This window comes from Haloferax sp. Q22 (assembly GCF_001482285.1).
Lineage (GTDB): Archaea > Halobacteriota > Halobacteria > Halobacteriales > Haloferacaceae > Haloferax.
Map to the genome: position 1 here is coordinate 1 of NZ_LOEP01000030.1, position 14,103 is coordinate 14,103.

Here is a 14,103-nt window from a genome sequence, read left to right on the forward strand (position 1 = left end):
CCTCGTCGTCGCAATCACCAACTACGAACGTGGAGACAATCCGGGAAGTACCGTGATCACGGTGTGAGAACTCTTCTATGACACCCTCTCTCATGGTCTGGTTAATACCTGCAAAATCAGGAATAGGTGCGTACTGCACCGACAAACGAAGGGAGAGGGACGTCAGCGGACGAGCGAACCGTGGACTTGCTTGGGAGGGGAGCCTCTGACAACAGCAGTTTCAAATTGGTCAACTCACTAATCAACCTGTCTATTGTCTGGAACGTGTCTGGTGGAATTACGACAATCCACACCCCATGCGTCGAATGTAAAACCAGGCGATAGGGACGCTTTCAGGGAATCAATGGTTGTCCACCAAGCGGCTCGAAACGCGAGTCCCGAAGGATGACCGCCTGTACGATGTCTGCGTCCTCGAGTAGATGGTAGAGGTAGGGAGTGACGCCCCGTCCCCGACCCCTCCCGACAACGCGTTCGGTCCGTCCGAGAATATCAAGAAACACGGCTTCGTTAAGCCGGTCATTCATCCGGCGTTGGGAGAGTGTATCCATGTCCAGCTGGTTTGTGATGTACCTGTAGATTTCGTAAATCTCGTTGCTCGAAAACTCGGCCTCATTCTTGGACTCAACGAGTGCTGCGAGCGCGAGTATTGGTGCTTTTGCCTGGGTTGGTTGGTCTTTGAGTAACGCTGCAAAGCGGTCCATGTCAGCCTTATCACGAGCGTCCTTGACGTGCTGATCAGTTACTTGCTCAGCATCGCTATTCTTCGCGAGTTCGCCCGCGTTTCGGAGGATGTCCAGTGCCTTTCTAGCGTCACCATGTTCTTGTGCTGCATACGCCGCACAGAGCGGGATGACGTCGTCAGTGATCACACCCGGTCTGAAGGCATCCTTACGATTCTCCATAATCGCACGAAGTTGGTTCGCATCGTACGGCGGGAAGATGAACTCCGTATCTTGGAGACTACTCAGCACACGCTCGTCGAGCGATTTTTTGAACGAGATTTTGTTGCTGATCGCGATAATCCCCAGATTGCACGAATCGACCTTCCCAGCCTCACCAGCACGAGAGAGTTGCATCAGAACTTCGTTCTCTTGCAGTTTGTCGATCTCGTCGAGAATGACGATCACGACATCATAGAGTTCGTCGAGGATTTTCCAGAGCCGATGATAGTACGCGTCGGTCGAGAGCCCTGTTTCGGGGATAGAGATACCAGTCCTCTCGGGGTTATTGAGTTCTCGAGCAAGGTTGACGACGACACGAGTCTCGGTAGACGATTGCGTACAGTCAACGTAGGCTCGACCCATCTCCACGCCTTGATTTCCGGCGTAGCGTTGGGCACTCCGTGTGACGTGTTTCGTGACGAGAGATTTGCCCGTTCCAGTTTTCCCGTAGATAAGCGTGTTCCGCGGCGAGCCACCGCTGATAGCTGGATGAAGGGAGGACACGATATTCTCAATCTCCTCGTCCCTCCCAATGATGCGGTCCTCGTTAGGGATGTGGTCAATTTCGAGCAGTTGTTTTCGCTCGAATATCGGGTCCTCAGCAGCCCACATTTCATCAAGTGAGCGTTGTTCCTTGCCGCCTGAGTCCATACAATCGACACCCGGTGGAGAGCATATAAACATAGGGTAATTCACACCCCATGCGTCGAATGTAAGTACCGCTTTGGACGGCTTCAGAACCGATTTTCTGCACATTCGAGAACCACCCAGACATCCAGCCGTCGATTGTAACACACACCCCGACTGTCGAGTGTAACTCTCACTTAGGCTCGGGTTCGTACCGGGGGCACCCCAGGTGTCGAATGTAAATCGATCCGTTCTGTCGTTACAACTCATTCACTTAGCGTTGGCCGAACAGACACACCCCACCTGTCGAAAGTAAATTCCCGGAGAACACGGTCGACAGAAACTCTATCGGCCCGTAAGATGAGGCACACCAAATATACTGTCTCGCCTAGTTGGTATACGGAGACTGTTTTCGTGTATTCGACTTATACTTTCCGCCAAATATAGATATCAGCGAACAGAGAGTAGAACAATCGACACAGCCTCTGTATCTTTCAGACGGGTGTTTAAGGGCTATACCCAGTCTATTTCGAGTGTTTACATTCGACACCGGGGGTGTGGGTGTCGTGGTAATAATTCAGACAAGTATACAGCTCGAGCAGTATGATTATTTTGAATGGCCGCATCGAGCGCTTGACGGGGGACGCCAGTCAAGGAAGTTCTAAACTAGACAGTGCCCCCGGACTCTATGTTTGGGACAATATTACTGTTCTCTGTTCAAACAACCATGCTGAGATCGACTATGCTGTTATTCGAGTTGATGAGAGTACGTACGAACTAAGATACGTGTTTGCAGACGGTTCTGATGAACAATTATACGTTGACAGTGATCATGAACTCGACGTGAAAATCTTAGGTGTCACAACCCAAAACCGGCGAAGTTCTGGGTCAATTAGATGTGCCAGAGCAGTGATCTACCGGTATGTTTTTTATCCATGGCTCAGGTATGTGTAGTGAGTAGTAATCCGACATGAAAACAGAGTTCGTCGTCTCACGTGACAAATTGGAGTCTTTCCTGCCACTGTTAGGGGCTGAAGTGACCGACGAAGATTACATCCGCGACGTGGAGTCCGGTGAGCTGTCCACAAACAAAAACGACGAACCTCTAACGACAGATGAGATTGGCTTTCTAGGTGAAGGATCGATTGAACCTGTTGAAGATAATTTCTCTGCTATTGTTGCACACCTGAGCGATCGAAATCTCAGGGACGAAGATTAATTCGTTAGTGATGGAGGAGGTAGTTGATGCGCTCAACGCACTCGCCGATGCCGCCTATGCTCATCTTCTAGCAATTACCGATACGAAATACGGTCCGGTCGCAATGAACTCGGAGGACCTTCGCGAGCTAGCGGAAGATGGTGATTATGAGGATGTACTCGCTGGGGATCTTCCAGCTGGTGAGTATGCAGATATCCTAACCGTCGACGACATTGAGACATTGGTCCTCGACACGGACAACATCCCGCAGCCCGTACTAGAGGAAGTCGTACCCGAATTCGAAAAGCTTCACAAGGTGCTCGGTGGATTCCCGATCGATAACCGGAGAGGGATCGCGAAAGTGATGGAATCAGAGAGTGGTTCTATCGATGAAGTTATTCATCGCATGCGAGACCGGATTCCTCGAAAACTACTTCCTGTTCTTGAGGAAGCACTCGTGCTCAGAGAGATGGAGCGACATCAGAGGCCCCCTCAAGACGAAATACAGGACGCACGTTGGGACATCGCCGAGGAATACTCTGATCGAGGGTACGACCCACAGGAAGCTCAAAACCTCATATCGATCTGCTCGATGGGGTATCTCGACAAGGATGGAGTCTTTGACCAGATGTATCATGATGTTGTGATAAACGGGGAAAAGACCCAAGATGATTTCAAGAAATTATTCGGGAAATACGTGAAGCACAGCCCGTTTGCCGTATTCGTCCAAACACAGGATCGGGAACCCGAGAAAATAATTGATGAGGCCACGGAAAAAACAGATCAAATCCTGCGCTGGGAGGGATCACCAGGTTTCGTTGAGGTCTGTGGGAAAGGAAACGCGCAAGACGTCGTTAGCGACGCACACGGAGAGTTGGAAAATGAATTTGACGGGGAAATATATGCCACTCAGAACGATGAACTAGATCAGTACATCCTGACGTTACGTCCAGACGTCCCAATTGAATGAGCTACCTTACCGACGCACTACGATTACTGGACGAAGAGGCTGTTGCACTCGCGTTTTTACCTGCAATCAACTACGCCTACTTGTTCTGGTGGCTCCGCGACCCGAGCTGGCAGGCGTACGGAATTACTGGATTTGCGGTGTTTATCAGTGCTGCTGTCTACAATTCGTACGCACACGTCGATTTCGGTTCATTTGAACGGTCGAGCTACGGCGAGGTCGAACTCGTAGAAGACGATCAGGGAAAGCAAGTGAAGAAGCAGGGCAAGGGCGACATCGTTGACGGATGGAGCTTAGTAGTGGTTGGACTCATCAGTGTCCTCTGGCTACTCGTATTCCTTGGGAGCCTCCTTGATCTCGCAAAAATACTCGAGGCCCAATCAGTGTGGCCAACAGTTCTAGTCACAGTTTCGGTACTCGTTGTGTGTTTAGTCATCACCGAACTGGCATTCTCGAGATGGTTGCCACTATATCGACGAAATTCTCGGGACGAACCGGACTTTCCCGACGCAAATATATTTAAAGATCAAAATGCAGGTGTCGTGATTTACACCATACGTCCATCGAAAGACTCCGAACTGGTGACGGCAGCCATCCCCATCGAGGAGACGGAACTTGACTCAGACGAAGTCAAAAAGTTGAGTCTGGGTAAAGAGTAATCCGTCATCGGATTATTGAAAGCAAGGAGTTTCCACAAAATACGGTATGCAGGATTTCGAAAAACTTTGGTCTCGAAATAGTCTCATGCGGCTCTATTGAAACCCTCTTCACGTCTTTCGGTTTTCCGAGAGACTCGTCTGCTACCGAATCCGTGAACCCTTGTAAGTAGAGGGGTCACCTCAATATCAACTCTGAAAGATTTCAACAGATCCCTATCTTCGGCATTTCGATTGACACACTATTATCAACCATCCAGTTCCAATGAGTTCGGGACGCCTGACAAACGATAGAATCGGTGATTAGCCGATTGGTCGGTAGCATGTATCGCCACTCCCGAGAATGGTCATGGTTTGAAAATAGGTGTGAGAATATTAATTTGGAGGGTCACCCCCTCTACCTTTAGAATAGCCTCGAACTAGTCGCCAAAGATCCACACCCTCAGTTCTCAGGATAAGCGAGGCTACCCGGACAAGTTCAACTAAGCATACTACTTGAACAGATACTCTATTTTTATATAAAGTATAAGTAAGTGGACGAACTTACTCTTTAGTATGCAAAGTAGCACGAATACACCCCATAGAGAGGGGACAAGTATATCACTCGATATTCCAGCACAAGACGCGAATTTATTCAAAAGCCAAGCAGTCCACGAAGTGCTTCTATTTTTATCTCGTTATCACGCTGACTCGTTTTCTATCACTGAATTAGCTGACGCTGTAGATTACTCCCAGCCAAGTATTTCCAAGGCGGTGGACGTATTGACTGCAAACAACCTTGTAATCGACCGCCGTGAAGGGAACACGCGGCTTGTACACGTCAACCGAGCCCGGTTGTCACGACCGGACGACTTGTTTCTTCAGATCCCCCAATCAGAATTCCAGCCACCTGTCCGCACTGCAACCAACGAATTAGTCGAGAATCTCGACGGTGTCATTGGCATCCTCCTCTACGGGAGTGTCGCACGAGGAAACGCAGACCGGCTAAGTGATATTGACCTATGGGTACTCGTTGAGGAAGATCGAATGGCGAACCAGCGAACGGCAAACCGTGTACGACAGGATCTCGAAGAGCGGCAATTCGAAACAGGCCGGTACGCATACGATATCGACGTCGAGTCCTTGCCTGCGATTCCGAACTATACTGAGGAACTGCGAGAAGTACTTCGTGGTGGGCTTGTTGTCTACGACTCCGAGAAGTTTGAAACAGTCCGAAAGATGGTCTTCCACGGTGAGCTCGATGAGTAAAAGATCCGATCCACGAGCCATAACCGACGCACTCAACGCGGCAACTGACGCGTTCAACGAGGAGGGGTTTGGTGTCCCATCACGCGAAGACGGGATCGACCCGGACGACGATTGGAAAACACAGCTCACGAAGGCCTGCCAATTGCTTGCAGCTGTTGATCAAATCGCAGATCAAGGGTTCTACACCGCGACGATTGAGTTGTGTTTCGGTGCAACCGAACGGTCTATCGAAGCGTTTGCATTAGCCGAAGGAACGAGCGAGCTCAATGACTTCCACGACCATACCACCTGCTACGATCGTGCATCTGATCTAGGGCTTCTTTCTCGGGACACAACACGCGACCTTCGGCACTTGTACGATACTAATCGAACTGACAGTTACTACGGCGGACGTCGCCCAACGCAGCGACAAGCAGAAGCGATGCAACAACTTGTCAAGAGTGTCCACAAACACGTCACCAACCAGATAAGAGTAGGCGGCGTTTGCACGTGCGAGACCGGAACTAATCCATAAGAGATAGTCGTTCGACGAGAGAGATGCATCGAAACCTAAGGTTCGAGGCCGTTCTGAATTCAAGTCGCATCACGACTTCACCACGTGCCTCATATTCGATGCAGTAGTTAATACAGGTACATCCAAATTGAGACAGCTCGCTCGTCAGTCACGGAGTCCCTCCTCCGCAATGCGATCGATTACCGTGCGCCGCTGACGCCGAAGGTCGTCCCGCTGTTCGGCGAACTGTGCTTCAGTCTCTGTCTTTAACTGTTCGAATGCCTGCTCATCACCGCAGACGAACGAGCCGCGGACTGCATCATGTGCAACAGCTAGTGGGAGCGTCTCAATATCCGAGACATCAACGAACGGCGCATCCTCCCACTGAAGATCACCCGATAGGAAACACTACTTCTCAAATCGGTCACGAGCAGAAAGACTGTCCGCAAACTTGACTGCGATGTCGAGATCAGACGCCATCGTCGCCCCGCCCGTAATCTGTGAGCCGAGTGTGACCACGAATTTAATATCCGAGTCAGAACGGACTGCCTCTCTGAGGGCAGAAAGCGCCTCTGAACGTCCATCGCTCGGTTCCATGTCTAAATCCATGGTGTATCGTCACAATAGAATTCCGTCGGACTGAGACAAGTTATGGAGTGTGTCACAGAAAGACACCTGGCTTGAACTCTGTCGAGGGGGGAGTAGACGGCTCACCGCTTACACATTGACGGGCGTTACAGCACCTAGTGACAGGGAGGCAATTAATTAATAGTTACAGTACGTCTGGTTGTCAAGTGAAATTCTCATGCCACTCTTAGACGATTTCTCCGGATTCGAATTTGAAGACCTGATGGAGGATGTTTTTCGGAATCTCGGGTACGAAAACGTCCATCAGGCACGCAAAACCGCCGACGAAGGACGAGATATCCTCATGGAGGAGGTCGTCGACGAGACACGCCGTGGAGTTGTCGTCGAGTGCAAACACACAGGCTCTGTCGGACGGCCTGTCGTCCAGAAACTCCACTCAGCCATCGCGACGTACGACTACGACGGCCCAAAGCGTGGTATCGTCGTCACGACAGGGCAATTTTCTGCACCCGCTGAAGAGTACGCTACTCGCCTTAGACAGAACGGCGATCCATATCCAATCGAGCTCATCGACGGAACCGACCTGAGAGACATCGCCGACGAAGTCGGCTTGGATCTCTACAACGGTCGTATCGAGATTCTCTGTGACGAAACGCTCCGACCGTTCGATCCAGCAAGCGGCGTTGATGCACCAGTACGTGAAGCAGCCCGTGACATCCAAAATCTCGACGCAGACGCACTCCCAGAACCACACAAGCTCGTTGATTTCCAGCCCTATCTCACCATTAGTGCACGAATAGACGCTGTCTTCGAAACCTCAGTCGGTGTCATCCATCGCGTCAACGAATCAAACCGCTTCGTCGTCCATGCGACGCGAGGAGAACCCAGCGTCGCAGACAGTAGACTCGCAGACCTCATCGCGAACAACGGCCAGCAAGCAGTCGAACTCGATTCCAACCGCTTCAGCACGATGTTCGACGACGTCGACGTCACTCGCTACGGGCAGACAGAAACCGACTACAAAGAGTGGGCAGTCTCTCGTCTCCAGCAACATCACACGACGACTGTCAGCTACACAGGTGGCAACAATGTCACCTACGAGAAGACGTGTGAACCGAAGCAGTCAGACATCTCTATCCAGGCGATTTCACCGCTCTACGTCCCACGGGTTCGACAGACACTGCAACTCCAGCAGTACACCTATCCGTACTCGTACTACGCTGCGGGGCCCTCCCGAGTCGCGATCGAAGACGAAATCCATCGCTGCGTCCACTGTGAGAAAGAAACAGCAAAATCGTACACGTACTGTGCAAATTGTGGGAGCATCAACTGTGACTCGCACATCAAAACAGAACGGCTCGAGGGGACACCAGTATGTACAGGCTGTGCAGTTACCGAGCGATTTGTGCTGAAAACGAAGTACTTCTACGACGAATCAAACCTCGAAGAGTTCCGCTCAGAGTACGAACAGATGGCCCTCCACGAGAAAGCAATGGAGAATACACCACTCGTCGGTGGCCTTCTCATCAGTATCGTACTCTTACTTGGGTTCATTCTCACGTCCGGGGTCGTCTAGTACTTTGGAGGTACCTCACCCGACGAAAGTGATTGCCATTTTGAGAGTACGATGACCTCGATGAAGCGTACAACAGGCAGTAAAGTGAACACCATAGCGGGGGGGTCAGCCTTCCCAGAATGCACGCTGCCTGGCTTCAATCTCGACAAGAGCCATTGAGAGGACATCGCGCCAATCGCTGGGATGCGGTGAATCATCTCCAGGTGTCGGTGCATCTGGACCGGGATGGATGTGGTCGCGAGCGTTGTGCTCCGACGGGTGGCGGTCCCATCGATGATCGAACGTCCCCTCAACGTGATCCTCGTGGTAATGGAGCGAGAAGTCCCCGTTCTCGAACCAGACAATCTCTAATCGAGCACTGTGAACACTCGATGGGTAAAACCGCGTATCGTACACACAGACCAGCCGCTCGGGGGCGAATTCAGGTCGGTCGACTATCTGCGTGAACCGCTCGTCGGTAGCAAATCTATCTCGAATGACGTCCAAGCGGTCAAAATCAACTGGGGCACCTGAAACTGAATGGGACCCACTACTCTCATCCCACCCAGTCATACCGCCGTTCGCTGATCAGCAGCGTCGCCCGACTCGGTTGCTAGTGCCCGTTCGAGGAGCTCAACCCGGTGGCGAGCGGTCTTCCACGCAGAAACGGCCTCCCAAACATCCTCTATCGATTGATCAGTAGTCGATGCGTGCTTTGAGAGAGAGACCGCTTCCGGCGACGCGACATCGAACTCCTCGGACAACTCCTCTGCCCGTGCTGCTTCGTCTTTCAAGAAGTCAAGGAGCTCCGCCGTTGAGTATTCATCTTGGAGCGCTTGGACTCGTCGCCAGTTCAAGTATGATTGGTTGCGTACATACGTGGCCGGCGACTCGGTAACCTGCTTCACGATACCCATCTGTTCGAACCACTCAAGGTACTCTCTCGCGGCGTCAACGCCGTGGCCTGCGAGGTCAGCAACTTCGCTGGCGGTCGCTGGTTTGCTGAGCCCAAGCACAGCGTCAAAAAAATCGTCTCGCGTCCGCTCTCCACGGACAAGTTCCTCTGGCGAGGTCAGGACGTCGAAATCTGGCGCTTTAGTTCGCTCCTCGGCATTGGCCTGTAGTTCAGAGCGCGGTTCTTCCATACTCAAACCACGTGATCAACAGGAATAAATCTTGCTGGCACGGATTATTCCGACTCCATGATTCGAGGGGCTGTATTAACCAACAGACCCGCTGGATACGCCCAGTTGTTGGTTAACATAGTTGCCGATGTCTCAGATCTGGTGTAGTGCTTTATTACAAGTACATCGAAAATGAGACATCTGGACGTTGAGATTGAGTAGCGTTAGTTCGCCACTCAGGACAGGATCTCGCCGCAGGAAGTAGGTTTGGGCCACGAACCATTTGGCACACTCAACGCGACGACTGACGTGTTCATCGAGGTCGAGATTGAAGGCCCTCTCCCCCCGTCATCGATGTGTAAAACCGTGAGATGGGAGTGGGGGGAAGAAACGTAATGAGGGTAAACCGAACGTAACAGCCGTATATCCGCACGAGAGGCTGTAACGGTACAGAAATAACCTCTCTAGAACTTATGACTATTGTCTGACGAAGTTTTATGTATCTACCAAGTTAATCGGACCCGTAGTGGAGCTAAACTAAATATTGAATAAGAGACACTCTAGCTGGCCAAACAAGATCTGCTGGTTTGAATGACCGTTGTTTTGGTCCCTCTCTCCCCTGGTAACACTAGTGTTAGACGTTTTCTTCTTGATCGAGTCCGTTCGCTTTGTCGTCTCTACCCATCGTCTATCGGTTATTTACACATCGATTGCGGGGGGAGGGGGTTGCGTTATTGACTCGAGACAACTCGTCAAAGCCTTCCTCCCTCGTTTGGGCGAGCGATCTTCCTAATCAGTAGACTCTCACAAGAATGGCCTGCAGTATTGGCGACTTGAACTCCTCGTTCAGTAATACTAGACTGCCTTGATAGGTTTCGTACAACCAGTCACTCTGTCGATATCAGTTACACTTCGATGACGGGGGGAGGGGTTGGGAACTTACACATCGACGACGGGGGGTGTGTCTACACTCGTCCTCCACGAAAAGCGTCCACCTCAGCTCTAATGGAAGTCCTTCAGTTGTGCATTGACCACCGTTCGGAGGAGTTCCTCTTGCTCGGCAATACTCTCCAAACGAGTATCCTCCGTGATCCGTTTCATGATACCCGTGGGGTCACCCGTGAAGGTGAACTCCATGTACATCCCGCCACCGCGACCTCGACTCTTCCTTGACGTCGAAATCAATCCATACGTCGAAAGCTCTTTGATGTACTTGACGTACGTTTCCCGAGTCATCTGATCCGCGTCGAGTTCGTCCGTTACCCACTGATACACTTTGAATCCGACGGGGCTCGGAACGGAACTTCCTGAGCGCTTTGCGTAATGTGCGATGGCAGCAGTAGCATACAGGGAGATCTTTTTCTGTGTCGTGAGTCCCTCAACGAGCTTTAGTGAACGATCCTTGTCGATCTCTTCCTGTGACTCGCGGACATGGTGTTCCTCAACGCTATCGTCACCACGTTCATCGGCGAGGTCGCCAGCGCCACGGAACAGGTCGATGGCCTTCCGAGCATCGCCGTGACTTTGTGCTGCGAAGGCAGCGACGAGTGGAATCACGTCATCAGAGAGCGCATCCGTTCGGAAGGCGTCGCGGCGATTCTGGAGTATCTCGCGCAACTGGTTAGCATCGTAGTCTGGGAAGTATACGTCTCGGGGGTTGAACGAACTCTCGGCTCGGCCGTCGATGTCCTCCATGAACTTCGGATCGTTCGTCAGTGCTGCGACGGATACTCGTCCCTCAATCTCGTTCGTGTTGCTGGCTCGCGAGAGCTGGTAGAGCAACTTCGAGTAGGCGGGTTCGTCGTTAGCACGGCGTCCAACTAGGAGGTCGATCTCATCGAGGATGAAGATGACCGAGTCGTAGTGGGTGTTGATAAGTTCGTAGAGACGTCGGTACTTCCGTTTAGTCGACACGCCAGTTTCGGGCACGCCCACTTCTGCGCCGACGTCTTTTGCGACTGTCTGGACGAGTTCGTAGACGGCTTGGTCGAGGGTATTGATCGGCTGGCAGTTGATATCGACAACCCCGAAGCTCTCACCCCTCGATTTACAGAGATCGACGATCTGCTGCGTCACGGCGCCGATAATAAGTGATTTACCAGTACCGGCAGGGCCGTAGAGAAGCATATTTGGCGGCCGATTTCCTTGGAGTGTTGGTTTCAAGAACGACACGACGGACTCGAGTTGGTCGTCGCGACCGACGATTCGCTCTTCGTCGATAATGGTGTCGGGCTCGACGAGGTCACGGTTGATGAAGACTGACCCGCCACCATCCTCGTTGAGCATATCTCGGATCGACTGCTGTGTGCTTCTCTCAGCCTCGCCTTCGGAAACTTTGGGGGGCGCGTTGTCGACAGCAGTGTCTTTCTGAGTGACCTTGGACGCGTCTTCTGTCTGTGATTGCGTTCTTTCATCTTCCAACGTAGATTGATCAGTACCACCCTGGTTGCTGCCGGCCATACTTCTGCTGTGTGTCGGAGGTGTTAAAAAGATTGACCTCCGTCGATGTATATCTCTCCGCGTTGTTTGATCTAGCTCCTGAATTCGACATTCTGAATTTTATTGGGTGAGTACCGGTTACGAAGTATATTGTAGCGACCCACACCCCGTGTTCGAAGTGTAAAATCAGGCAGTTCGACTGAATTTGGATACTACTGTGTTGTTGTCATTCAATTAATTTGTCAGTCACACCCCCCGTCATCGATGTGTAAACCGAACATCTCCTGCAGCCCTCGACTGGTACTCTCCTGCATATACAGCACCCCCCATCATCGATGTGTAAAAGTCGATTCCTGCGTACAGATATACAACAAAGAAAAGGGGTCACTCCGGTCGAACAACGTCATCACACGAGTAGCACTCCGCGAACACGCCGGTTGTACCATCTGCTTCTTCAAACTCAATCAGCAATTGATGCGGCGCAAGCTCGTCACCACAGTCAGGACACCGACCAAGTATCGTTGAATCAGTCGTCATGGGGGAGTTGTGGAGACGTGTGTGACACAGATTGTCTCCAGTAGTAACCACGTGGTGTCACAGCAAAGATGTTTGGCCAAGTACCAACGTGGTGTCCACCCAAGGCCGTTTACTGAATCACGAGATACTACGTCTCAACAAGTCATCTTAGGTCGTATCCCCACTCACGAAGGACTTCTGCGATTAGCTCGGGGTTCCGCTGGGCAACAACCATCGCAGCCTCTCGGTAGTCTGATTTGTAGACCTTCTCATCCAGTAACTCTTCGAGTGTATCCTGAAGCTCGGCCTCGCCATCAATTACCTCTTCACGAAGAAAGTACGGAACCTGCTCGCGACCCTCATTTACCTTATCACGGCGAAGCTTGTACGGGAGTGAATCCATCGTCGGCCGCTGAGATTCGGATTTCTGGTCTAACTCATCTTTTGACTCCGTCTCGGTCTCTTCGGTGTCGATGGACAGGGGTTCAGTAGTGGTGTCATCTACTGTTTCGTTGATTCCTTGTTCTTCAGGTTGCTCAACATCACCTTCAGAATCGTCGAGACCAGCATCTCGTGAGCCAGATTTGAGTCCCATCACGCAGTCACCTCGGGAGCTTCAAGCTCGGCTTGTTTCTCGAGATATCGGGCGAGTTCATCGAATTGGTCGAGTGTCTTGAGTTCGTAGTCACGCTTTCGGTCACGATGTTCCTCCACGTATCTGTATGGGCTACACTGCTGTTTCCAGCACCCTTCCATCAGAGAGCCACGTTCCCCGATCACGACCGGGACAGGGAAGCCACTTTCACGAAGTTCTTCGAGAATCTCCCGCTGGTCACGTGTGTCTTTGTACCCGATAGGGAGGACTGACAGAACACCCACATCGACGTCGATGCTCTGTTCCAACCCGTCGACGAGGTCATCGAGTCCTTCAATTGACTCTTGGCCTTTTGCAGTCGCCTCAAACGGTATCACGACGTTTCTGACAGCAACTAGAGCGTTGTAGAGGATGGGACCTGCCTTACCAGCAGAGTCGACGATGATTACATCGTATTCATCTCGGACGTTCGCTTCACGGAGGACACGATGCAGTTGGTGGTACATACTGTAGGACTCACCGAAGTTCTCGGCCTGCTGTTTCTCGTTGAGGAGGAACTCATGGAGGTCCTCGAGCATGTTGTGCGAGGGAATGAGGTCGATCCCACTCTCGACTTCGATGGTGAGGTCGTGGAAACCACCTTTCGGACGGCCGACAAGGTGTCGGACAAGGTTGTCGACTTCTGGGTCACCGCGATCGTAGTCAGGCCCGAAGAAGTACGTGAGGCTCCCGTTTTGTGTATCCATATCGATTACGAGGACCTCGTGTCCTGCGCGTGCGTGACTCGCTGCGAGCGTCGCGGCAGTCGTCGTTTTGCCGACGCCGCCAGCCTCCGAGACGGGGGCATAAGTGAGCATTACGAGAGTATTCAGTAGACATGAATATAAATCTAGGTCAGACATTGTAGCGACATCCTCCAGCTATATTGTATAGCTATAGTGTATGGCTATATCCATTGGTTTTGCTGACCATTGATGATCCGAACCATACCCTGTGGACTAAATCGGGGATTTCGGCCTTAAGAATACCTGAACGTAGAGATTAGCTGGTCACCTATACATCTATAGTGACTGGCTATACTCCCCGTACTTCTTGACTGGGGGTTGACGAGTGGGTAGGCCAGACACCTCTTTTGATATAGCTATAGTTCATAACT

The 14,103-nt window shown here is 51.6% G+C and carries 12 protein-coding genes and 1 pseudogene; 6 read left to right on the top strand and 7 right to left on the bottom strand.

The window, feature by feature from the left end:
* Positions 1-332: 332 nt before the first annotated feature.
* Positions 333-1,592, bottom strand: a complete 1,260-nt coding sequence (locus AM590_RS13015) for an orc1/cdc6 family replication initiation protein (RefSeq protein WP_058827855.1) — start codon at positions 1,590-1,592, stop codon at positions 333-335.
* A gap of 946 nt (positions 1,593-2,538) precedes the next feature.
* On the opposite strand from AM590_RS13015, the gene AM590_RS20540 reads away from it, so the two are divergent.
* From AM590_RS20540 to AM590_RS21375, 5 genes are all read left to right on the top strand, one after another.
* Complete coding sequence (locus AM590_RS20540) at positions 2,539-2,787, top strand: hypothetical protein (protein ID WP_152418776.1); 249 nt, start codon at positions 2,539-2,541, stop codon at positions 2,785-2,787.
* A gap of 10 nt (positions 2,788-2,797) precedes the next feature.
* Positions 2,798-3,736, top strand: coding sequence for a hypothetical protein (locus tag AM590_RS13020; protein ID WP_058827856.1), 939 nt, complete (start codon positions 2,798-2,800; stop codon positions 3,734-3,736).
* Positions 3,733-4,392 (top strand): hypothetical protein, encoded by a 660-nt coding sequence (locus tag AM590_RS13025; RefSeq protein ID WP_004062067.1) that lies wholly within the window; start codon positions 3,733-3,735, stop codon positions 4,390-4,392. The genes AM590_RS13020 and AM590_RS13025 overlap by 4 nt, the downstream gene beginning before the upstream one ends.
* Positions 4,393-4,944: 552 nt before the next feature.
* Positions 4,945-5,637: a nucleotidyltransferase domain-containing protein gene (locus tag AM590_RS21135; RefSeq protein ID WP_004967670.1), complete on the top strand. Its 693-nt coding sequence runs from the start codon at positions 4,945-4,947 to the stop codon at positions 5,635-5,637.
* The gene (locus AM590_RS21375; RefSeq protein WP_082677720.1) at positions 5,630-6,151 is read left to right on the top strand and encodes a DNA-binding protein; all 522 of its coding nucleotides are present in this window, start codon (positions 5,630-5,632) and stop codon (positions 6,149-6,151) included. The genes AM590_RS21135 and AM590_RS21375 overlap by 8 nt, the downstream gene beginning before the upstream one ends.
* A gap of 144 nt (positions 6,152-6,295) precedes the next feature.
* On the opposite strand, the pseudogene AM590_RS21380 reads toward AM590_RS21375, so the two are convergent.
* Positions 6,296-6,727, bottom strand: a pseudogene (locus AM590_RS21380) (nucleotidyltransferase domain-containing protein).
* A gap of 208 nt (positions 6,728-6,935) precedes the next feature.
* Between AM590_RS21380 and AM590_RS13040 the strand changes: the two are divergent.
* Positions 6,936-8,294, top strand: a complete 1,359-nt coding sequence (locus AM590_RS13040) for a restriction endonuclease (protein ID WP_058827857.1) — start codon at positions 6,936-6,938, stop codon at positions 8,292-8,294.
* 105 nt (positions 8,295-8,399) lie between these two features.
* Here AM590_RS13040 and AM590_RS19935 read toward each other — a convergent pair whose 3' ends face one another.
* From AM590_RS19935 to AM590_RS13060, 5 genes are all read right to left on the bottom strand, one after another.
* Positions 8,400-8,846 carry a hypothetical protein gene (locus tag AM590_RS19935; RefSeq protein WP_082677721.1) on the bottom strand — a complete coding sequence of 149 codons (447 nt, stop codon included), beginning with the start codon at positions 8,844-8,846 and terminating at the stop codon, positions 8,400-8,402.
* A complete protein-coding gene (locus AM590_RS13045) occupies positions 8,843-9,418 on the bottom strand; it encodes a hypothetical protein (protein WP_058827858.1) in 576 nt (191 codons plus the stop codon). The genes AM590_RS19935 and AM590_RS13045 overlap by 4 nt, the downstream gene beginning before the upstream one ends.
* Positions 9,419-10,399: 981 nt before the next feature.
* Complete coding sequence (locus AM590_RS13050; RefSeq protein WP_082677737.1) at positions 10,400-11,683, bottom strand: orc1/cdc6 family replication initiation protein; 1,284 nt, start codon at positions 11,681-11,683, stop codon at positions 10,400-10,402.
* Between the two features lie 832 nt (positions 11,684-12,515).
* The gene (locus tag AM590_RS13055; protein ID WP_058827860.1) at positions 12,516-12,947 is read right to left on the bottom strand and encodes a hypothetical protein; all 432 of its coding nucleotides are present in this window, start codon (positions 12,945-12,947) and stop codon (positions 12,516-12,518) included.
* The gene (locus tag AM590_RS13060) at positions 12,947-13,804 is read right to left on the bottom strand and encodes a ParA family protein (RefSeq protein ID WP_008094379.1); all 858 of its coding nucleotides are present in this window, start codon (positions 13,802-13,804) and stop codon (positions 12,947-12,949) included. Before AM590_RS13060 ends, AM590_RS13055 begins: the two co-directional genes overlap by 1 nt.
* Positions 13,805-14,103 lie beyond the last annotated feature (299 nt).